The following is a 21956-nucleotide window of genomic DNA, read 5'->3' as shown; positions in this document are numbered from 1 at the left end:
CCAAAAGTGGATCAACACGCCCGCGGCTTTCCGGAGGTAGCAGAGATGTCCCACGACGGCGTCGGCTCACGTGCGGTCCTGCGCGCGACCGCCTTCCTCACCGCGGGCGCCCTCGCGGTGCCCCTCCTCGCAGGCTGCGGCTCGGACGAGAAGCCCAGCCGCCCGCTGGCCGGACAGGACATCGCCCAGGTCACCCGGGACAAGGTCGCCGAGGGCGGCACCGTCAGATGGGCCGTGGACGCGCTGCCGGAGACCCTGAACGCCTACCAGGCCGACGCCGACGCGGGCACCACCCGGGTCGCCCAGGCCGTGCTCCCCTCGATGTTCCAGCCCGACGCGAGCGGCCGCCCGGTGGTGAACCCCGCCTACCTGGAGTCCGCCAAGGTCATCGAGACCGAGCCGCGCCAGGTGGTGCTGTACAAGCTGAACCAGCAGGCCGTCTGGAGCGACGGCCGCGAGATCGGCGCCGCCGACTTCGTCGCCCAGTGGCGCGCCCTGTCCGGCAAGGACAGCGCCTACTGGACCGCCCGCAACGCCGGGTACGACCGCATCGCCAAGATCGAGCGCGGCGCCAACGACCTCCAGGTCCGGGTCACCTTCTCCCGCACGTACGCCGACTGGAAGTCGCTGTTCTCCCCGCTGTACCCGAAGGACGTCATGGGCACCCCGGACGCCTTCAACGACGGTGCCCGGCGCAAGCTGAAGACCACCGCGGGCCCCTTCCGGGTGGACAAGGTCGACACCGCAGCCAAGGACGTCGTCCTCACCCGCAACCCGCGCTGGTGGGGGCAGCCCGCCAAGCTCGACAAGATGGTGCTGCACACCGTCCCGCGCGAGAACCGGGCCGCCGCGCTCGCCGACGGCACCGTGGACATCGCCGACATCGACCCGGCCGAGGCCGGGCGGATCGGCGGCGCCGCGGGCGGCACGAGCGCGGGCAGCCCGCTCGTCGGCGGCGGCAAGACCTCCGCCAAGAAGCTCCGCTCCTGGGCGCTCGCCCACGGCCTGGCGTCGGAGAAGGTGGCGCACGCGGGCCAGAAGAAGCTGCGCAAGGCCATCACCCGGTACCTGGAGGAGCAGGAGGCGCTGCGCTCCTTCGACGTACGCAAGTCGCTGGAGCCCGCCTACACCCAGCTCGCCCTGAACGGCGCCGGGGGGCTGCTCGCCGACGAGCGGGTGCGCCGGGCGGTGGCCCGCGCGCTGGACCGCAAGGAGCTGGCCAAGCTCGTACTCGCCCCGCTCGGCCTGCCCGCCGAGCCGGTCGGCAGCCACCTCGCGCTGGCCGGGCAGGCGGCCTACGCCGACAACAGCGGCGCGCTGGGCGGCCAGGACACCAAGGAGGCGCAGGCCCTGCTCGCCGACGCGGGCTGGGTGGCGGGCGGCCCGGTCAAGACGGAGAAGAAGGCCGACAAGGCCGCCGGTCCCGAGAGCGGCACCAAGGACGACGAGGACCAGTCCGAGGGCGGCAAGGACGGCGAGTACGTCGTCGGCGAGGACGACAAGAACCCGGGCGACCGGAGCCACGACGACAAGAACGAGCACGGCGACGGCAGCGGCCGCCACCTCGCCCAGGACGGCAAGCAGTACACCGGCCAGGGCGGCGCCCCCGGCGCGTACGCCCCCAAGGGCACCGCCGCCCCCGCGGGCGCGGTCAACGGACCGCTCGCCAAGGACGGCCAGGCGCTCAACCTCCGCTTCGTGCTCCCCACCGGCGCGGGCTCTGCGACCCTGAACACGGTCGCCGGGCGGATCTCCGCGATGCTGGAGAAGGTCGGCATCCGCACGACCGTCGTCAAGGTCCCCGACGAGAGCTACTTCAAGGACCACATCGCGGCGGGCGACTTCGACCTCGCCCTGTACTCCTGGCCCGCGTCCGCCTTCCCGGCCACCGACGCCCGCCCGATCTTCGCCAAGCCCGCGCCCGCCGCCGACGGCTCGGTGAACGTCGAGCAGAACTACACCCGGGTCGGCACCGACCAGGTGGACCAGCTCTTCGACCAGGCCGCCTCGACGCTGGACGAGGACGAGGCGCGCGACCTGATCCGCAAGGCCGACACCCGGATCTGGGCGGCCGCCGGTTCCATCCCGCTCTACCAGCGCCCCCAGCTGGTCGGCGTCCGGAAGACCCTGGTCAACGCGGGCGCCTTCGGCTTCCAGACTCCCGTCTACGAGGACATGGGCTTCCTGAAGAAGGGCGCGAAGGCCGCGCCGAGCCCGTCCAAGAGCTGACCGGGAGCTGACCGGAAGCGGGCCCCGTGGCCCTGCGGAGGCCGTCCCCCGCAGGGCCACGTACCATGGGGTGAGGCCGTGGCGTGTCCAGCCCGGCAGGTCCCGCGCAGCAGAATCCCGCGCAGGGCAGTCCGCACACTCCGGGAGAACGCCGCAATATGGCCACGCGCCACGACATCCGTAACGTCGCCATCGTCGCCCACGTCGACCATGGCAAGACCACCATCGTCGACGGCATGCTGAAGCAGGCCGGCGCGTTCGCCGCCCATCAGCTCGACTCCGTCGACGACCGCATGATGGACTCGAACGACCTGGAGCGTGAGAAGGGCATCACGATCCTCGCCAAGAACACGGCGGTGAAGTACCACCCCAAGGACGGTGGGGACCCGATCACGATCAACATCATCGACACCCCCGGCCACGCCGACTTCGGTGGCGAGGTCGAGCGTGGTCTGTCGATGGTGGACGCGGTCGTCCTGCTCGTCGACGCCTCCGAGGGTCCGCTCCCGCAGACCCGCTTCGTGCTGCGCAAGGCGCTCCAGCAGCGGCTCCCCGTCATCCTGTGCATCAACAAGACGGACCGCCCGGACTCGCGCATCGACGAGGTCGTCAACGAGACCTACGACCTCTTCCTCGACCTGGACGCGGACGAGGAGCAGATCGAGTTCCCGATCGTCTACGCCTGTGGCCGTGACGGCGTCGCCTCGCTGACCAAGCCGGAGGACGGCACGGTCCCGACGGACTCCACCAGCCTGGAGCCGTTCTTCTCCACCATCCTGGAGCACGTCCCGGCCCCGACGTACGACGAGGCCGCCCCGCTGCAGGCGCACGTCACCAACCTGGACGCGGACAACTTCCTCGGCCGTATCGCGCTGCTCCGCGTCGAGCAGGGCGAGCTGCGCAAGGGCCAGACCGTCGCCTGGATCAAGCGCGACGGCACGGTGCAGAACGTCCGCATCACCGAGCTGATGATGACCGAGGCGCTCACCCGCAAGCCGGCCGAGGTGGCGGGCCCCGGTGACATCTGCGCCGTCGCCGGTATCCCGGACATCATGATCGGTGAGACCCTCGCCGACCCGGAGAACCCCGTCGCGCTCCCGCTGATCACGGTGGACGAGCCCGCGATCTCCATGACCATCGGCACCAACACCTCGCCGCTGGTCGGCCGCGGTGGCACGGGCAAGGGCGCGGACGCCAAGTCCGCGGTCAAGGACCGCAAGGTCACCGCCCGCCAGGTCAAGGACCGCCTCGACCGCGAGCTGATCGGTAACGTCTCCCTCCGCGTGCTCGACACCGAGCGCCCGGACGCCTGGGAGGTCCAGGGCCGTGGTGAGCTGGCGCTCGCCATCCTGGTCGAGCAGATGCGCCGCGAGGGCTTCGAGCTGACCATCGGCAAGCCGCAGGTCGTCACCCAGCTGATCGACGGCAAGGTGCACGAGCCGGTCGAGCGCATGACGATCGACGTCCCCGAGGAGCACATGGGCGCGGTCACGCAGCTCATGGGCGTCCGCAAGGGCCGGATGGACAACATGTCGAACCACGGCTCCGGCTGGGTCCGCCTGGAGTTCGTCGTCCCGTCCCGCGGCCTCATCGGCTTCCGTACGGAGTTCCTGACCGGTACGCGCGGCACCGGCATCGCCCACTCCATCCACGAGGGCCACGAGCCGTGGTTCGGCACCCTGACGACCCGTAACAACGGTTCGCTCGTCGCCGACCGCTCCGGCGCCGTCACCGCGTTCGCGATGACGAACCTCCAGGAGCGCGGCGTGCTGTTCACCGAGCCCGGCACCGAGGTGTACGAGGGCATGATCGTCGGCGAGAACTCGCGCTCCGACGACATGGACGTGAACATCACCAAGGAGAAGAAGCTCACGAACATGCGGTCCTCGTCGGCCGACTCGTTCGAGGCGATCGTGCCGCCGCGCAAGCTCTCCCTGGAGCAGTCGCTGGAGTTCTGCCGCGACGACGAGTGCGTCGAGGTGACCCCGGAGGCCGTGCGCATCCGCAAGGTCGTCCTGGACCAGAAGGAGCGCGGCCGCACCGCGAGCCGCGCCAAGCACAACTGAGCGCCGGCCGCTCCCCGGCGGCCGACGACGTGACGAGGGGCCCGCCCGGCATGACGCCGGGCGGGCCCCTCGCCCATGAGGGTGCGGGGCCCGCCGCGCGGGTTCCCATACAGGGTTTTCCCTACGAATCGGCGTCAGGTTCCCTACTCGGGCCCAGCGGATGTGACCCGTTGTTAGAGTCCGAACCGGACCCCGGCCCCCTCGGGCCGGTCCGATCCGTTTCCGTCTCCGGGCCTGATCGGGCCTCACCGGAACGCCGACGGCGTCGAGTTCTTCCACTCCGCCGCGAACGCAACCGGTTTTCCATCCCTTCTGTCCGCTATCCGGACAACTGAGACCGATAGTTGTGTAACAAGTCCGTTTCGGAGGGATCTTTCACCAAACCCTTTGTCCGGATTTTGGAAGAAGTAGACGCCAGGTGTGATCGAACCGAGACCTCGAAGGTGTGGTTCGTCCCGCCGGGCATGGCAGATAGTTAGCCGCGTAGAGCTCGGAAGGACGGGTCAAGCGCTGTTGACGACACCGACTCACGAGCACGGGGGTACCTGACCGTTTCAGGCGCCGGCAACGGTGATGTGTCGCGTATCCCCCCATGCGGTGAACCAATGGACTCATGAGGAGGAACCCATGCGCGGTGCCAAGAGTGCCAAGTGGGTGGCGATGGCTGCGGTGGTGGCACTGGGGGTCACGGCCTGCGGCGGCGGGGACGACGACTCGGGCGATTCGAAGGGCTCCGGCCAGAAGGGCGGCACCTTCCGGCTGGGTATCACCGAGCCGGTGGCCATCGACCCTTACAACGCGCAGGAGTCCGAGGGCACCCTCGTCACGGACAACCTCTTCACCGGCCTCTACGAGCCGACCGCCGACGGTCAGGTCGTCCCGGCGCTCGCCACGTCGAAGAAGGTCAGCGCCGACGGCAAGACCTGGACCTTCACCATCAAGCCGGGCACCAAGTTCAGCAACGGCGAGCCGGTCGACGCCGAGTCGTTCATCCGTGGCTGGAACCGCGTGGCGCAGAAGTCGGCCGCGTCCGACGTGGCCTACCACATGGCCGGCATCGCGGGCTTCGCCGACGCCCAGTCCGGCAAGTCGAAGACGATGTCCGGTCTGACCGCCCCGGCCGCGGACACCATCCAGGTCAAGCTCTCCGAGCCGGACTTCGAGTTCTACATCAAGACCACGCACACGGTCTTCAGCCCGGTGCCCAAGGTCGCGGGCGACGCCAAGAACAAGGCGTACAACACGGCCCCCATCGGCAACGGCCCGTTCAAGATGCAGGGCCAGTGGGAGCACAACAAGTCGATCACGCTGGTCCGTAACGACAGCTACGGCCTGACCAAGGCTCACCTGGACAAGGTGCAGATCGACATCCTGAACTCGGCCAACGGCTCCACCCTGGAGTACCAGGGCTTCGAGTCGGGTCAGTACGACTGGGCCCGTATGCCCACCCCGCAGCTTCCGGCCGCCAAGGCCAAGTACGACCCGCAGGGTGAGTGGCTCACCGTCGACACGAACGGGATGAACTTCCTCCTCCCGATCACCGACAACGGTCCGCTGAAGACCGTCCAGGCCCGTGAGGCGGTCTCCTACGCGATCGACCGCGACGCCATCATCAAGGGCGTCTTCCAGGGGATGCAGACCAAGTCGACGACGATCCTGCCGCCCGTCTTCAAGGACGTGTACGAGAAGAACCTCTGCACCTCCTGCGTCAAGCAGGACCAGGCCAAGGCCAAGCAGCTCGCCAAGGAAGGCGGCCTGAAGCCGGGCACCACCCTCGAGCTGGCCTACAACACCGGTGCCGGCCACGAGGAGTGGATGCAGGCCGTCAAGCAGCAGCTCGAGAGCGTCCTCGGCCTGAAGGTGAAGTCCACCGCCAAGCCGTTCGCCGAGCTGCTCGCCGACCAGCAGAAGCCGAGCGCCACCGGCGCCTACCGCTTCGCCTGGGGCGCGGACTACCCGACGCCGGACAACTTCCTGTACCCGCTGCTCGACACCGCGTCCATCAACAAGGACGAGAACGGCAAGGTCACCGGTGACAACCGTGGCCGCTACAGCAACAAGGAGTTCGACGCGCTGCTCGCCAAGGCCCGCGGCACCGCCGACCAGGCCGGCCGCAACGCCCTGTACAAGCAGGCGGAGAAGAAGGCCCTGGGCGACCAGGCGCTGATCCCGCTGTGGAACCGCACCCAGCTCCGTCTGGTCAACACCAAGAAGTTCGCCGACATCAAGATGGACTTCCACGAGAACCCGAACCTGGCTGAGCTCAGCCTGAAGTAGCGGGTCACCGCGCAGGCGGAATCCGGAAACCGGGGGTCGTGGGGACTGAGCAGCCGCTCGGTCACCGCGACCCCCGACGACCCTTCGGGAGGAGTGTCCTCCCGCCCCACCCCGCCCCACCCCACCCCCACGTTCCCGGGGCGCGGGAGCTGCCGAGGAAGAGGCAGCGAGGCAGAGAGGCAGTCATGGGAAGGTATGTGGTCCGCAGGCTGGGCCAGTTGGTCGTGGTCGTGCTCGGCGCGACGATGATCCTGTTCGCCTGCCTGTTCGTGCTCCCCGGAGACCCGGTGGGCCAGATCGCGGGCAGCGACAAGGCGCGTGACCCCGCGGTCATCGCCGAGCTACACAAGCAGTACGGGCTCGACAAGCCGCTGGTGGTCCAGTACGGCACCTATGTCGGGAAGCTCCTCACCGGTGATCTGGGCACGGACTACACGCAGGGCCGGCCGGTCGCCGAGATCCTCACCCCGAAGCTCGGCAACACGGCCGAGCTGGCGATCGCGGCCATCGTGATCGACGTCGTCATCGGCATCGGGGTCGGTGTGCTGGCCGCCATGCGGAGATACTCCATCTGGGACGTGTCGGCGACCTTCATCACCACGCTGGCCATCGGCATCCCGTCGATCGTGCTCGGCATGATCATGCAGCGCGTGTTCGTGATCGAGCTGGACTGGTTCCCGCTGATCGCCGGTGACAGCCTGAGCGGCATCGTGCTGCCGGCCGTGACGCTCGCGATCATCGACGCGGCCCTGGTGGCCCAGCTCGCGCGCAGCACGATGCTGGAGGTCCTGCGCGCCGACTACGTCAAGACGGCCGTCGCCAAGGGCCTGCCGCGCAGGACGGTGCTGATGCGGCACATCCTGCGGAACTCGGTCATCCCGGTCATCACCTACCTGGGCATCTCCTTCGGCACCCTGCTCGGCGGCGCGATCATCACCGAGACGATCTTCAACTGGAACGGCATCGGCCTCGCGCTGATCCAGGCGATCCAGCAGAACAACAACCCGATCATCGTCGGGGTCGTGACGATCGGCGTGGCGGTCTTCGTGCTGCTGAACCTGGTCGTCGACCTGCTGTACGCCGCCCTCGACCCGCGTATCCGCCTCGCCTGACCCGCGGGATCGCCCCCTCCTAGGAGTCTCACAATGACCGAACTCGTCTCGCAGACCGAAGAGGCGACGGCGGCCGGTCCCGTTCCGGCGCCCCCGGGAGCCGAACCCAGCGTCGCCCGGGTCAGCCAGTGGTCCGACATCTGGCACCGTTTCGTCGCCAACAAGCTCGCCGTGGTGGGCCTGGCCATCGTTGTGCTGCTGGTCGTGATCGCGATATTCGCGCCGCTGCTCGTGCCGCACGACCCGCTCAAGCAGGACCTGACCCAGACGCTCCAGTCGCCGGGCGCGGGCCACTGGCTGGGTACCGACGCCCTGGGCCGCGACCAGCTCTCCCGGCTCATCTACGGCAGCCGCATCGCCGTGGTCGTGGGCATGGCCTCGATCCTGGTCGCCCTCGTCATCGGCGTGGTCCTGGGCGCGGTCGCCGGTTACTACGGCCGCTGGGTCGACACGCTGATCATGCGCGTGGCCGACGTCTTCTTCGCCTTCCCGCTGCTGATCGGCGCCATCGTCCTCATCCTGCTGATGGGCCGGGGCGTGCTGCCCGTAGTGCTCTCGCTCGGCATCTTCACCTGGGCGACCTTCGCCCGCCTGCTGCGCAGCCAGATCCTCTCGGTGCGCGAGATGGACTACGTGCACGCCGCGAAGGCGCTGGGCGCGAGCCAGAGCCGGATCATCCGCAAGCACATCCTGCCCAACTCGCTGTCCTCCGTGCTGGTGTACGGCACCAGCAACGTCGGCATCGCGATCGTGGCCGAGGCGTCGCTGTCGTACCTCGGTGTCGGCGTGGACCCGGAGGTCGCCGAGTGGGGCAACATGATCTCCGCGGGCCGCAACTTCATGGGTGTCAAGGACTTCATGTGGACCTACCCGAGCCTGGCGATCGTCATCACGGCGCTCGGCTTCATCCTGCTGGGCAACGGGCTGCGCGACGCGCTCGACCCGAAGCTCCGGTGAGGCACCGCCATGAGTCGAACCCCTTTGGCCCAGCACGATGAAGGTGACGGCATGACCAGCCTGGAGATGGCCCCCAGCAACGCCGGAGCGGACGGGACCGCACCGCTCCTCGAAGTCCGCGATCTGCACGTGGAGTTCAAGGTCCGCGACGCCGTGACCAAGGCGGTCAACGGTGTCAACTACAGTGTCAGCGCGGGCGAGACGCTCGCCGTGCTCGGTGAGTCGGGCTCCGGCAAGTCGGTGACCGCGCAGGCGGTCATGGGCATCCTGGACAGCCCGCCCGGACGCATCGCCAAGGGAGAGATCTTCTTCCAGGGACAGGACATCCTGCGGCTGCCGGAGAGCGAGCGGCGCAAGCTGCGCGGCGCCAAGATGGCGATGATCTTCCAGGACGCGCTGTCCTCGCTCAACCCGGTGCTCTCGGTGGGCTTCCAGCTCGGTGAGATGTTCCGCGCGCACCAGGGCATGTCCCGCAAGGACGCCAAGGCGAAGGCGATCGAGCTGATGGACCGGGTGCGCATCCCGGCCGCGGCCCAGCGGGTCAACGACTACCCGCACCAGTTCTCCGGCGGTATGCGTCAGCGCATCATGATCGCCATGGCGCTGGCCCTGGAGCCGGACCTGATCATTGCCGACGAGCCGACCACCGCGCTCGACGTGACGGTGCAGGCCCAGGTGATGGACCTGCTCGCCGAGCTGCAGCGCGAGTACAACATGGGCCTGATCCTGATCACCCACGACCTGGGTGTGGTCGCGGACGTCGCCGACAAGATCGCGGTGATGTACGCGGGCCGGATCGTGGAGACCGCCCCGGTGCACGAGCTGTACAAGCGCCCGGCGCACCCCTACACCAAGGGCCTGCTGGACTCGATCCCGCGCCTGGACCAGAAGGGCCAGGAGCTGTACGCGATCAAGGGTCTGCCGCCCAACCTCCAGGCGATCCCGAAGGGTTGCGCGTTCAACCCGCGGTGCACCGCGGCCCAGGACATCTGCCACAGCGACGTTCCGCCGCTGGTGTCGGTGACCGAGCCGGACGGCACGGAGATCCCCGGCCGTTCCTCCGCTTGCCACTTCTGGAAGGAGACGATCCATGGCTGAGTCCACGAATTTCGCGAAGGACGACGGGCCCAAGGACGACGCCACGCCGAACGTCTCCGAGGTGGAGACGGTCGACGCGGCCACCGACGTCGAGGCGGTCGCCGCCATCGAGGCGCCCATCGGACAGGGTGAGCCGATCCTCCAGGTCCGCGACCTGGTGAAGCACTTCCCGCTCACCCAGGGCATCCTGTTCAAGCGGCAGATCGGCGCGGTCAAGGCCGTCGACGGCATCTCCTTCGACCTCTACCAGGGCGAGACCCTGGGCATCGTGGGCGAGTCCGGCTGTGGCAAGTCCACCGTCGCCAAGCTGCTGATGAACCTGGAGTCGGCGACGGCCGGCGAGATCTTCTACAAGGGCCAGGACATCACCAAGCTGTCCGGCCGCGCGCTGCGCGCGGTGCGGCGCAACATCCAGATGGTGTTCCAGGACCCGTACACCTCGCTCAACCCCCGTATGACGGTGGGCGACATCATCGGGGAGCCCTTCGACATCCACCCCGAGGTGGCCCCGAAGGGCGACCGGCGCAAGCGGGTGCAGGAGCTGCTGGACGTCGTCGGCCTGAACCCGGAGTACGTCAACCGCTACCCGCACCAGTTCTCCGGCGGTCAGCGCCAGCGCATCGGCATCGCCCGCGGTCTCGCGCTCAACCCCGAGGTCATCATCTGCGACGAGCCGGTCTCGGCGCTGGACGTGTCGGTGCAGGCGCAGGTCATCAACCTGATGGAGCGCCTGCAGGACGAGTTCAACCTGTCCTACATCTTCATCGCGCACGACCTGTCGATCGTCCGGCACATCTCGGACCGCGTGGGCGTGATGTACCTCGGCAAGATGGCGGAGATCGGCTCGGACGAGCAGATCTACGAGCACCCGACGCACCCGTACACCCAGGCGCTGCTGTCGGCGGTGCCGGTGCCGGACCCGGCCGCCCGTGAGCGGCGCGAGCGGATCATCCTCAGCGGCGACGTGCCCTCCCCGGCCAACCCGCCCTCGGGCTGCCGCTTCCGTACCCGGTGCTGGAAGGCGGAGGACAAGTGCGCCGAGGAGGTGCCGCTGCTGGCCGTGCCCGAGCGCTTCCACGGCATCGACACCCCGGCGGCCCACGAGTCGGCGTGCCACTTCGCCGAGGAGAAGGACGTGGTCAACGCCTGACCGCCGCTTCGCCCACCGTGTTCCCGGTGCCCTTCGTCGCGAGGGGTGCCGGGAACACGGCGCTCTGCGAGAACTCCGCAGCAGGCACCGTCACTTCCGCGGGAGAATGCCATGACTCTGCATCACGTCGAGCTGTGGGTGCCCGACCTTCCGCGCGCCGAGGCCGAGTGGGGCTGGCTCCTGGGCCGCCTCGGCTACCGGCCGTACCAGCGCTGGGAGAATGGCCGTAGCTGGCGGCTGGGGCCGACGTATGTCGTCGTCGAGCGGTCCCCGGCACTGCACGGCACCGGACACGACCGGCTGCGGCCCGGCCTCAACCACCTCGCCTTCCACGCCGGGCCGCCCGCCGCGGTCGACGCGCTCGCGGCCGGAGCACCCGCGCACGGCTGGCAGTTGCTGTTCCCCGACCGGCACCCGCACGCGGGCGGGCCCGAGCACTACGCCGCCTATCTCGCCAACTCGGACGGTTTCGAAGCCGAGTTGGTGGCTTCCCCCGAAGCCTGACCCGTACGCGCGGGGCCTACGCCGTCACCTGGGCGTGCACCCAGTGGCAGGCCGCCTGGGAGGTGGGGCCCGCGTCCAGGACGGCCGGGTCCTCGGTGCGGCAGGCGTCCGCCACGCCAGCCCGCTCCGCCTCGCCGCCGGCCAGGACCTGGCAGCGGGCGTGGAAACGGCAGCCGGTGGGGATGCGGGAGGGGTCCGGGGGCTCGCCGGTGAGGATCACCGGGTCGCTGGGCGCGTCCGGCAGGACGGACAACAGCGCCTGGGTGTAAGGGTGCTGGGGTGCGGTGAGGATCTGCTCGACCTGGCCCGTCTCCACGATCCGGCCGAGATACATCACCGCCACCCGGTCCGCGATGTTCCACGCGAGGCCCAGGTCGTGGGTGACCACCAGTGCGGCAAGGCCCAGTTCGGTGCGCAGCCGCAGCAGCAGTTCCAGGATCTCACCGCGCACCGAGGCGTCGAGGGAGGCCACCGGCTCGTCCGCGACCAGGAGTTCGGGTTCCAGGACCAGCGCGCCCGCGATGACCACGCGCTGGCGCTGGCCGCCGGACAGCTCGTGCGGGTAGCGCGGGAAGAAGCGTTCCGGGGGCCGCAGTCCGGCCCGGGACAGCGCGTCCGCGACCGCCGCCCGCTCGTCCCCGGAGTACCCGTGGATGCGCAGGCCCTCGGCCACCGCGTCGTACACCGTGTGCCGGGGGTTGAGCGAGCCGACGGGGTCCTGGAGGATCAACTGGGCACGGTGGCGGTAGGCCCGCAGGGCACGGGTGGAGTACTCCAGCGGGCGTCCGGCGAACGACACCTCTCCCGCCGTGGGCTTCACCAGCCCGAGCAGGGCGCGGGCGAGCGTGGACTTGCCGCAGCCGGACTCGCCGACCAGGGCGACGATCTCGCCCGGCCGGATGTCCAGCTCCACCTCGTCGACGGCGCGGGCGGGCGCGTCCCCGGACCGGCCGGGGAAGACCACCCGCAGCCCGCGCGCCGTGAGCAGGGGGGCCGGCTCCGATGTCGTCATGGGGTGCTCCTGCTCTTCGGTGTCGTCGCGGCGTCCTCGGTGTCCGCCCCCACGTGCACGCACGCCGCCTCCCGCCCGGTTCCGGCCGCCCGCAGCGGCTGGTCGTCGGTGGCGCAGCCCGGCAGGGCCACCGGGCAGCGCGGGTGGAAGGCGCACCCGGCGGGCAGCGCGAACGGGTCGGGCGGGTCGCCGGGCAGGCCGCGCGGGGCGAACCGGGAGGCCGGGTCGCCGATGCGCGGGAACGCGCCCGACAGGGCGCGGGCGTAGGGGTGCCGGGCATCCTCGTGGACGGCGCGGGCGGCGCCCTCCTCCACCACGCGGCCGGCGTACATGACGGCGAGCCGGTCGCAGGTGTCCGCGAGGACCGCCAGATCGTGGCTGATCATGACCAGGGCCACGTCCTGCTCGCTGACGAGCCGTTCGATCAGGCGGAGGACCTGCGCCTGGATCATCACGTCCAGCGCGGTGGTCGGCTCGTCCGCGATGACGAGTCGCGGGTCGCAGGCGAGCGCCATGGCGATCATGACGCGCTGCCGCTGGCCGCCGGAGAGTTCGTGCGGGTAGGCACTCGCGCGGGCGGCGGGCAGACCGACCTGTTCCAGCAGCTCACCGGCCCGCTTCCGGGCCGCGGCCGGTGTCGTCCGGCCGTGCAGCAGGACCGGCTCCGCGATCTGCTCGCCCACCCGGTGCACCGGGTTCAGCGAGTGCATGGCGCCCTGGAAGACGATGGACGCGCCCGCCCAGCGCACCGCGCGCACCCGGCCCCAGCGCATCGCCAGGATGTCCTCGCCGTCGAGCAGGACCTGCCCGCCCACCCGGGTGCCGACAGGGAGCAGCCGCAGCGCGGCGAGTGCCAGCGTGGACTTGCCGCAGCCGGACTCCCCGGCGATTCCGAGCTTCTCGCCCGCCGCCACCGACAGGTCCACCCCCCGGACGGCGGCGGCCCCGCCCGGGTAGGTCACGGTCAGGTTCCGCAGTTCCAGCAGGGTCAACGGGCCACCCCCAGCCGGGGATCGAGTACGGATTCCACGGCGCGTCCGCACAGGGTGAACGCCAGCGCGACCAGGGCGATCGCGATGCCGGGCGGCACCAGGTACCACCAGTCGCCCGCGCTCACCGCGCCCGCCTCGCGCGCGTCCTGGAGCAGCCCGCCCCAGGAGACGACGGAGGGGTCGCCGAGGCCGAGGAAGGCCAGGGTCGCCTCGGACAGGATGGAGGCGGAGACCATCAGCGTGGTCTGGGCCAGGACGAGCGGCATGACGTTGGGCAGGACGTGCCGGGTCATGATGTGCCAGTGGCCGCCCCCCAGCGCCTTGGCCCGCTCGATGTACGGCCGTGACTCCACGGCCAGCGTCTGTGCCCGCACCAGCCGGGCGGTCGTCGGCCAGGTGGTGACGCCGATGGCGAGGATCACCGTGCCCAGGGAACGGGACATGACGGTGGCCAGCGCAATGGCGAGCACCAGGGTCGGCATCACCAGGAACCAGTCGGTGATCCGCATCAGCATGGTCGCGTACGGACCCCGGAAGTGGCCTGCGGTGATCCCGACCAGCGCGCCGATCGCCACCGACAGCACGGCCGCGAGCAGTCCGACGAGCAGCGAGACCCGCGAGCCCCAGATCACCAGGCCCAGGAGGTCCCGGCCGAACCGGTCGGTGCCCAGCGGGAACTGTCCGCTGGGCGCCTCCAGGGGCGCGCCCGGCGCGTCGGTGACGCCGGACACGTCCGAGCCGACGGTCAGCGGCGCGGTCAGCGCGAGCAGAGTGAAGACGACGAGCGCCGCGAGTCCGAGGAGCCCGGCGCGATGGGTGCGGTACTGCCGCCAGAACCGCGCGGCGGAACGGAGGCGGCGCTGCCGGGCGAGTGCCTGGGGGCCGGGTGCGGTGGTGGAGGAGGTCATCGGCCCACCCGGGGGTCGAAGAGGGGGTAGACCAGATCGGCCAGCGTGTTCATGACGATCACCGCCGAGGCGAAGAAGAGGAACAGGCCCTGCACCAGCGGCAGGTCGGGCACGCTCAGGGCCTGGTAGAACAGGCCGCCGAGGCCCGGCCAGGAGAACACCGTCTCGACCAGGATCACGCCGGCGACGGTCCGCCCGAGGTTCACGAAGACCAGGGTGACGGTCGGCAGCAGCGCGTTGGGCACGGCGTGCCGGCGGCGTACCTGGTCGTCCCGCAGGCCCTTGGCGCGTGCGGTCGTCAGATAGTCGCTGCCCATCTCGTCGAGCAGCGCGGATCGGGTGACCAGCAGGGTCTGCCCGTACTCGACGGCGACCAGGGTGATCACCGGGAGGACGAGGTGGTGCGCGACGTCGAGGACATGGGCGAAGCCCTCCGTGCCGCCTGCTTCCATGCCGCCGGTCGGGAACAGGCCGGGTACGGGCCCCAGGCCCACGGAGAACACGATGATCAGCAGCAGGCCGAGCCAGAAGGACGGGAGCGAGTACAGGGTCAGGGCCAGGCCGGTGTTCAGCCGGTCGCCGAGGCGGCCGTGCCGCCACGCCGACCGTGTCCCCAGGTACATGCCGAGCGCGGTGTAGAGCACGAAGGCCGTGCCGGTCAGCAGCAGGGTGTTCGGCAGGGCCTCGGTGATCTTGTCGATCACCGGGGTGCGGAACTGGTACGAGGTGCCCAGATCGCCGGTGAGCGCCTTGCCGCAGTAGTCCGTGAACTGCTGCCACAGCGGCAGATCGAGACCGAACTGCCTTCGATAGGCGGCCAGTTGCTCCGCCGAGACCTGTCGGCCGCCGGTCATGGTCCGTACCGGGTCACCGGGGATCAGCCGGAAGAGGAAGAACCCGGTGACGAGGACGGCGAGCAGGGAGACGAGCGCGCCGCCCAGCTTGCTGGCCCCGTACCGGACGTAGCCGCTCCCGGCGCGGGAGCGCGGCCCGGGGGCCGCGGGCCCGGTGGTGACCGGGCCCGCGGTGTCGGCCGGTGTCGGCTCGGTGTCAGCGGTCATGACGCACCACCGGTGGCCGGGTGGGTGGGATGGTCCGGTTCATGGGCTACTCGCGGTCGTCGGCGGTGGTGCGGCGGCGCCGGGCGAGGAAGAACGCGGCCACGGCGAGCACCACGATGCCACCGACGATGCCGATGACCACGCCGACCGAGCCGGAGCCGCCGGAGGAACCGGACTCCGCGGGGACCGCGGACCACCAGCTCCAGTAGCCGTCCTGGCCGTAGATGTTGCCCGCGGCCTTGGGCATCGTCTCGATCGACTCGATCCGGTCGGTGCGGTAGGCCTCGACGGCGTTCGGGTAGGCCATGACGTTCATGTAGCCCAGGTCGTACAGCCGGGACTCGGCCTGTTTCACGAGCGTCGCCCGCTTCGCGGTGTCGTACTCGGCGAGCTGCTTGGCGTAGAGGCCGTCGTAGGTCTTGTCGCAGATGAAGTTGTCGGTGGCGCCCGTGTCCTTCGGGGTGGCGGGCAGCGCTCCGCAGGTGTGGATGGACAGGACGTAGTCCGGGTCCGGGTTGACGGACCAGCCGTCGAAGGCGAGGTCGTACTTGCCGGCGAGCCAGGGGTCGGTGACGTTGTCCAGGCAGTCGAGCGTCATGCCGATGCCGAGCTTGCCCCACCACTCCTTGAGGTACTGCCCGACCGCCTTGTCGTTCGGGTCGGTGGCGTGGCACAGCACGCGGTAGCTGAGCGGCTTGCCGTCCTTGCCGAGGCGCTTGCCGTCGCCGTTGGTCCGGTAGCCCGCCTGGTCGAGGAGCCGGGCCGCCTCGGCGGGGTCGTAGGCGAGTTCCTGGCCGGCGGCGGGCTTCCAGTGGTAGCCGGCGAAGCGCGGCGGGATGTAGCCCTGGCCCTGGACGGCGTGTCCCTGGAAGACCTTGTCGACGATGGTCTCGCGGTCGACGGCGCTGAACAGGGCGTGCCGAACCCGCTGGTCCAGCAGGGAGGGGTCACCGTCGCCGAACTTCTTGCCGTCCTTCGACCGGGCGCCGGGGTTGACGGCCAGGGCGTAGAAGCGGCGGCCGGGAGCGTCGTTGACGCGGATGTTCTTGTCGCCCTTGAGGGAGGCCGCCTGGGCGGGGGTCAGGGAGGGCGAACCGGCGACGAAGGAGACCTCGCCCTTGCGGAGGGCGGCCACCGCCGCGTCCTGATCCTTGTAGTACTTGAATACCAATTCGTCGAACTTCGGCGCGCCCCGCCAGAAGTTCTTGTTCGCCTTCAGCCGCACATAACTGTCGGCTTTGTAGTCGGCGAGCACGAAGGGGCCATTGCCGACGACAGGGAATTTCTCATTGTTGTTGAATTTGGAATAGTCCTTGACCTTCTCCCACACGTGCTTGGGCACGATGGGCACGTCGAGGGCCGCCATCGTGGCTTGCGGCTTTTTCAGTTCGATGACCAGCTTGGTGGGGCTCGGTGCGGAGACCTTGCGGAAGTTGGTGACGAAGCTGCCGTTCGCGGTGGCGGCTGCCTCGTCGGTCATCAGCTTGTCGAAGGTCCAGGCCGCGTCCTCGGCGGTCACCTGCTGCCCGTCGGACCACTTGGTTCCGGAGCGGATGGTGTAGGTCCAGGTGAGCTTGTCCGCGGAGGGCTTCCAGCTCGTCGCCAGGCCGGGGACCGGGCGGGCGTCCTCGGGGGCGTAGTCGGTGAGGTACTCGTACGTCAGCCGCAGCAGGCTGGTGCTGACCAGGCGGAACGCCAGGAACGGGCTGAGCGAGTCGACGCTCTGGGCGACGGCGACGGTGAGGACCTTGTCGGCGGGGGCCGCCTCCGCCCGGCTCGGTGCCGGAGCGAGCGGAGTGGCGAGACCGGCGGTGAGGGCGAGGGCGGCGGTCCCGGCGGCCACGAGCCGGTGGACCGGGGACCAGGGGCGTCTGCGCGGCGCCTGCTCCACCCCGTGCTGATCGTGTGGGCTCATGGCTCATGACCTCATGTCATCACTCGTACGAACAGCGCCTGTTGGACTGGTGACCTGGATCGGCCGACGGGTCGGCGGTAGAGATGGATGAGCTTGTCTATCAGCGCTGATCTGCGCGCGTCAACGGCCTGAAGGGCCGCCGTGGCCTGCGGGAAAGCGAGTGATGGTCGGCTCGGTTCGGGTCATTGGTCTAGTCCGGTGAAGCGGTCCTGGTGAGGGCCTGACGGAGGTCGCGGGCGCCGCGGATCGCCTGGTGAGAGGGTGCGCGAAGGGCTGTGCCCCCACCGGCCGCAAGCCGGTGGGGGTACAGCGTGGTCCGGATCATCCGTACTGGATGCCCCAGAGGTTGTTGTTGCGCTTCACCGGCGCCACAGCGCCGGTCTTCTTCCAGACCTTCTGCTTGACACACTGCTGCCGCCCGTTGGGCACCAGCCGGTACTTGGTGACGCTGAAGCCCTTGGCCTCGTGGTACATCATCAGGCGGCCCTTGGACTTGCCGCGCTGGTTCTTGACCGTGGCCGAGTAGGTCCACGTGTCGGACTTCGACCAGGTCTTGCCCACCGAGACGCTGAAGGAGGTGGAGACCTTGGCGAAGACGACGCCTGCCTCGGTGCCGAACTGCGCGGTACCGGTGGCGGTCCAGGAGCCGGTCTTGTTCTTCGCGTAGCTGATGGTCACGCCGGGCTTCGCCCAGTCACTGTGGACGTTGGTCGCCTTCCAGACCGTCCGCTTGTCGCCGACGCTGTAGATCGGCGAGCTGTCGCAGACGATTCCCGCGGAAGCGGGTGCTGCGGAGATCGCTACCGCGCCACCGCTGAGGAGCGCGGTGGACAGGACTGTGCTCAGGGCACGTCTCATGAATTGCCTTCCCCGTGAGGACATGGGGCGGTGGTCATCCGCCCGTTTGTTCGGGACGCGTCAGATACTTCACGCAACTCGCGCACCAGCCAACGCATTTGAGTACTTCTTGAGCTTGCCGCGGATATGTGGATCGACTGATTTCGCTTTGCGCCGCTCCCGAATGCACTGAAAGGGGTAAGGAGCGCCGCAGACGGGTCAGTGCGCATGCGCCCCGTGTCGTTCATGCCGATAGTTGGCACCAGGAACAGCGTGCCGGAGATGGACTGCGGAGGTGGCCATGCGCGGATTCACGCACGCCCGATGGTTCGTCGGCGCCGCCGCGCTGGCGCTCGCCGCGACCGGCTGCGGCGGGGGAGCGAGCGGCGCCGCGGACGGCGGGATGCTCACCTCCTCCTGGGGCGACCCGCAGAACCCGCTGGAGCCGTCCAACACCAACGAGGTGCAGGGCGGCAAGGTGCTCGACATGGTCTTCCGGGGCCTGAAGCGGTACGACCCGAAGACCGGCGAGGCGCAGAACATGCTGGCCCGGTCGATCGAGACCACCGACTCCCGGCACTACACCGTGAAGCTCAAGGACGGCTGGACCTTCTCCAACGGCGAGAAGGTCACCGCCCGCTCCTTCACCGACGCCTGGAACTACGGCGCGAGCCTGAAGAACAAGCAGAAGAACGCCTACTTCTTCGGCTACATCGACGGCTACGACCAGGTCCACCCCGAGATGGGGAGCCAGCACGCCGACACCCTCTCCGGGCTCAAGGTCGTCGACGACCGCACCTTCACCGTCACCCTGAACCAGAAGTTCTCCGGCTTCCCCGACACCCTCGGCTACGCCGCCTTCGCCCCGCTGCCCCGCGCCTTCTTCACCGACCACGCGGCCTGGCTGAAGACCCCGGTCGGCAACGGCCCGTACGCCATCGAGTCCTACACCAAGGGCTCCCAGATGACCCTGCGGAAGTGGGACGGCTACCCCGGCGGCGACAAGGCGGTCAACGACGGGGTGATCCTCAAGGTCTACACCGACACCAACACCGCCTACACCGACCTGATGTCCGGAAACCTCGACCTCGCCGACGACATCCCGGCCGCCCAGCTGAAGAACGTGAAGACCGACCTCGGCGACCGGTACATCAACACCCCGGCCGGCATCATCCAGACCCTCGCCTTCCCGTACTACGACGAGCGCTGGAACCGGCCCGGCATGGAGAAGGTCCGCACCGGGCTCTCCATGGCCATCAACCGGGACCAGATCACCCGGACCATCTTCCAGCGCACCCGCACCCCCGCCACCGACTGGACCTCACCCGTCCTCGGCACCGACGGCGGCTTCAAGGCGGGCCTGTGCGGACACGCCTGCGAGTACGACCCGGCGGCCGCCAAGCGGCTGGTCCGGCAGGGCGGCGGCATCCCCGGCGGCACCCTGAAGCTCACCTACAACGCGGACACCGGCTCGCACCGGGAGTGGGTCGACGCGGTCTGCAACTCCATCAACCACGCCCTCGGCAAGGACGACGCCTGCGTCGGCAACCCGGTCGGCACCTTCGCCGACTTCCGCAACCAGCTCGGCCAGCACAAGATGAGCGGCCCCTTCCGCGCGGGCTGGCAGATGGACTACCCGCTCATCCAGAACTTCCTGCAGCCGCTGTACTTCACCGGCGCCTCCTCCAACGACGGCCAGTGGTCCAACTCGGAGTTCGACGAGCTGGTGGACCGCGCCAACGCCGAGACCGACCCGGCCCAGGCCATCTCCACCTTCCAGCAGGCCGAGGAGGTCGTCCGGGACAACATGGCCGCCATCCCGCTCTGGTACCAGAACGGCAACGCGGGCTACAGCCAGCGGCTCACCGGCGTCCAGCTCAACCCGTTCAGCGTGCCGGTGTACAACGAGATCAAGGTCAGCTGACCCGCCATGGGACGCTACGTCGTCCGGCGACTGCTCCAGATGGTCCCGGTGTTCATCGGGGCCACCCTGCTGATCTTCCTGATGGTCAATGTGATGGGCGACCCCGTCGCGGGCCTGTGCGGGGAGCGGCAGTGCGACGCGGCCACCGCCGCCCAGCTCCGACGCGAGTTCGGCCTCGACCGGCCGCTCTGGCAGCAGTACGCGACCTACATGGGGAACGTCTTCACCGGGGACTTCGGCACCGCGTTCAACGGACAGCCCGTCACCGAGCTGATGGCGGCCGCCTTTCCCGTCACCGTCCGGCTGACCATCGTGGCCGTCCTCTTCGAGCTCGTCGTCGGCATCAGCCTCGGGGTGCTCACCGGACTGAGCCGGGGCAAGCCGATCGACACCGGGGTGCTGCTGCTGACCCTCGTGGTGATCTCCGTGCCGACCTTCGTCACCGGCCTGGTGCTCCAACTGCTGCTCGGCGTGGAGTGGGGGTGGATCAAGCCCTCGGTCTCGCCGGAGGCGCCGTTCGGCGAGCTGATCGTGCCGGGGCTGGTGCTGGCGTCGGTCTCGCTGGCCTACGTCACCCGGCTGACCCGTACCTCGATCGCGGAGAACCGGCGCTCCGACTACGTCCGTACCGCCGTCGCCAAGGGGCTGCCCCGGCGCCGGGTCGTGGTACGGCACCTGCTGCGGACCTCGCTGATCCCCGTGGTCACCTTCATCGGCACCGACATCGGGGCGCTGATGGGCGGCGCGATCGTCACCGAACGGATCTTCAACATCCACGGCGTCGGCTTCCAGCTCTACCAGGGCATCCTGCGGCAGAACACGCAGACGGTGGTCGGCTTCGTCACCGTGCTGGTCCTGGTCTTCCTGGTCGCCAACCTGCTGGTCGACCTGCTGTACGCGGTACTCGACCCGAGGATTCGCTATGCCTGAGCCGTCGTCGTACGAGCCGCGCGGAGCCATCGCCGGGACCGGCATGGGCGGCGCGATGGACCTCGCGACCGGCGAGGCCGCCACGCTGGAACGGGTGCCCGGCGGCCCGGCGGGCGGCGGGCCCGACAGCAAGCCGCGCTCGCTCTGGTCCGACGCCTGGCGGGACCTGCGCCGCAACCCGGTCTTCCTGCTCTCCGCGCTGGTGATCCTCTTCCTGGTCGTCATCTCCATCTGGCCCTCGGCCATCACCTCGGGCAACCCCCTCGACTGCGACCTCGCCAAGGCCCAGGACGGCTCCGCGCCCGGCCACCCCTTCGGCTTCGACGGCCAGGGCTGCGACGTCTACACCCGCACGGTGTACGGCGCGCGCACCTCGGTCACGGTGGGCGTGTGCGCCACGCTCGGGGTCGCGCTGCTCGGGTCGGTGCTCGGCGGCCTCGCCGGGTTCTTCGGCGGGGGCTGGGACGCGGTGCTGTCCCGGATCACCGACGTCTTCTTCGCCATCCCGGTCGTCCTCGGCGGCCTGGTGCTGCTGTCGGTGGTCACCAGCAACACCGTCTGGCCCGTCGTCGGGTTCATGGTGCTGCTCGGCTGGCCGCAGATCTCCCGGATCGCCCGCGGCTCCGTCATCACCGCCCGGCAGAACGACTACGTGCAGGCCGCCCGCGCGCTCGGCGCCTCACCGGCCCGGCTGCTGCTGCGGCACATCGCGCCCAACGCGGTCGCCCCGGTCATCGTCGTGGCCACCATCGCGCTCGGCACCTACATCTCGCTGGAGGCCACCCTGTCGTACCTGGGCGTCGGTCTGAAGCCGCCCAGCGTCTCCTGGGGCATCGACATCTCCGCCGCCTCCCCCTACATCCGCAACGCCCCGCACGCCCTGCTCTGGCCCTCCGGGGCGCTGGCGGTCACCGTCCTGGCCTTCATCATGCTCGGCGACGCGGTACGCGACGCCCTCGACCCGAAGCTGAGGTGACGGTGACC

General features: G+C 69.6%; 17 protein-coding genes. 11 read left to right on the top strand and 6 right to left on the bottom strand.

The genetic code is table 11. The features are described 5' to 3' along the window. Nucleotides 1–45 precede the first annotated feature (45 nt). The 8 genes from ACIPPM_RS15135 to ACIPPM_RS15100 all read left to right on the top strand — a co-directional run bounded on the left by ACIPPM_RS15135 (nt 46) and on the right by ACIPPM_RS15100 (nt 11393). Nucleotides 46–2229: an ABC transporter family substrate-binding protein gene (locus tag ACIPPM_RS15135; protein ID WP_401447479.1), complete on the top strand. Its 2184-nt coding sequence runs from the start codon at nt 46–48 to the stop codon at nt 2227–2229. 158 nt (nt 2230–2387) lie between these two features. Continuing rightward, entirely contained in the window at nt 2388–4295 is a 1908-nt protein-coding gene (gene typA / locus ACIPPM_RS15130; RefSeq protein WP_393595424.1) for a translational GTPase TypA, read from the top strand. A gap of 627 nt (nt 4296–4922) precedes the next feature. Next, nucleotides 4923–6572 (top strand): ABC transporter substrate-binding protein, encoded by a 1650-nt coding sequence (locus ACIPPM_RS15125; protein WP_401447475.1) that lies wholly within the window; start codon nt 4923–4925, stop codon nt 6570–6572. Nucleotides 6573–6757: 185 nt separating this feature from the next. Beyond that, nucleotides 6758–7684 (top strand): ABC transporter permease, encoded by a 927-nt coding sequence (locus ACIPPM_RS15120; RefSeq protein WP_401447473.1) that lies wholly within the window; start codon nt 6758–6760, stop codon nt 7682–7684. 33 nt (nt 7685–7717) lie between these two features. Beyond that, nucleotides 7718–8641 carry an ABC transporter permease gene (locus ACIPPM_RS15115; protein WP_401447470.1) on the top strand — a complete coding sequence of 308 codons (924 nt, stop codon included), beginning with the start codon at nt 7718–7720 and terminating at the stop codon, nt 8639–8641. A gap of 51 nt (nt 8642–8692) precedes the next feature. Then, nucleotides 8693–9739 (top strand): ABC transporter ATP-binding protein, encoded by a 1047-nt coding sequence (locus tag ACIPPM_RS15110; RefSeq protein WP_401447468.1) that lies wholly within the window; start codon nt 8693–8695, stop codon nt 9737–9739. Beyond that, a complete protein-coding gene (locus ACIPPM_RS15105) occupies nt 9732–10889 on the top strand; it encodes an ABC transporter ATP-binding protein (RefSeq protein ID WP_401447466.1) in 1158 nt (385 codons plus the stop codon). Before ACIPPM_RS15110 ends, ACIPPM_RS15105 begins: the two co-directional genes overlap by 8 nt. A 111-nt stretch (nt 10890–11000) precedes the next feature. Continuing rightward, complete coding sequence (locus ACIPPM_RS15100) at nt 11001–11393, top strand: VOC family protein (protein ID WP_401447464.1); 393 nt, start codon at nt 11001–11003, stop codon at nt 11391–11393. A gap of 16 nt (nt 11394–11409) precedes the next feature. Here the strand turns inward: ACIPPM_RS15100 and ACIPPM_RS15095 are convergent, their stop codons facing one another. The 6 genes from ACIPPM_RS15095 to ACIPPM_RS15070 all read right to left on the bottom strand — a co-directional run bounded on the left by ACIPPM_RS15095 (nt 11410) and on the right by ACIPPM_RS15070 (nt 18139). Further along, a complete protein-coding gene (locus ACIPPM_RS15095) occupies nt 11410–12405 on the bottom strand; it encodes an ABC transporter ATP-binding protein (RefSeq protein ID WP_401447462.1) in 996 nt (331 codons plus the stop codon). Further along, nucleotides 12402–13397 (bottom strand): ABC transporter ATP-binding protein, encoded by a 996-nt coding sequence (locus tag ACIPPM_RS15090; RefSeq protein ID WP_401447460.1) that lies wholly within the window; start codon nt 13395–13397, stop codon nt 12402–12404. The genes ACIPPM_RS15095 and ACIPPM_RS15090 overlap by 4 nt, the downstream gene beginning before the upstream one ends. Next, nucleotides 13394–14305 (bottom strand): ABC transporter permease, encoded by a 912-nt coding sequence (locus ACIPPM_RS15085; RefSeq protein WP_401447457.1) that lies wholly within the window; start codon nt 14303–14305, stop codon nt 13394–13396. The genes ACIPPM_RS15090 and ACIPPM_RS15085 overlap by 4 nt, the downstream gene beginning before the upstream one ends. Continuing rightward, a complete protein-coding gene (locus ACIPPM_RS15080) occupies nt 14302–15366 on the bottom strand; it encodes an ABC transporter permease (protein ID WP_401447455.1) in 1065 nt (354 codons plus the stop codon). The genes ACIPPM_RS15085 and ACIPPM_RS15080 overlap by 4 nt, the downstream gene beginning before the upstream one ends. Nucleotides 15367–15412: 46 nt before the next feature. Beyond that, on the bottom strand, nt 15413–17281 hold the full coding sequence (locus ACIPPM_RS15075; protein WP_401447453.1) for an ABC transporter substrate-binding protein: 1869 nt from the start codon (nt 17279–17281) through the stop codon (nt 15413–15415). Between the two features lie 321 nt (nt 17282–17602). Then, a complete protein-coding gene (locus ACIPPM_RS15070; RefSeq protein WP_401447451.1) occupies nt 17603–18139 on the bottom strand; it encodes a hypothetical protein in 537 nt (178 codons plus the stop codon). A gap of 280 nt (nt 18140–18419) precedes the next feature. On the opposite strand from ACIPPM_RS15070, the gene ACIPPM_RS15065 reads away from it, so the two are divergent. Genes ACIPPM_RS15065 through ACIPPM_RS15055 form a run of 3 tightly spaced genes read left to right on the top strand, consistent with a single transcriptional unit; the run spans nt 18420 to nt 21948 of the window. Beyond that, on the top strand, nt 18420–20042 hold the full coding sequence (locus tag ACIPPM_RS15065) for an ABC transporter substrate-binding protein (protein WP_401447449.1): 1623 nt from the start codon (nt 18420–18422) through the stop codon (nt 20040–20042). A 6-nt stretch (nt 20043–20048) separates the two neighbouring features. Then, entirely contained in the window at nt 20049–20972 is a 924-nt protein-coding gene (locus tag ACIPPM_RS15060; RefSeq protein ID WP_401447447.1) for an ABC transporter permease, read from the top strand. Continuing rightward, nucleotides 20965–21948 (top strand): ABC transporter permease, encoded by a 984-nt coding sequence (locus ACIPPM_RS15055; RefSeq protein WP_401447445.1) that lies wholly within the window; start codon nt 20965–20967, stop codon nt 21946–21948. The genes ACIPPM_RS15060 and ACIPPM_RS15055 overlap by 8 nt, the downstream gene beginning before the upstream one ends. Nucleotides 21949–21956 lie beyond the last annotated feature (8 nt).

The organism is Streptomyces sp. NPDC090119, assembly GCF_044747085.1.
In the GTDB taxonomy this organism is placed as follows: domain Bacteria; phylum Actinomycetota; class Actinomycetes; order Streptomycetales; family Streptomycetaceae; genus Streptomyces.
Note: the sequence above shows the minus strand (reverse complement) of the source record. Positions and strands in the feature narration are given on the sequence as shown.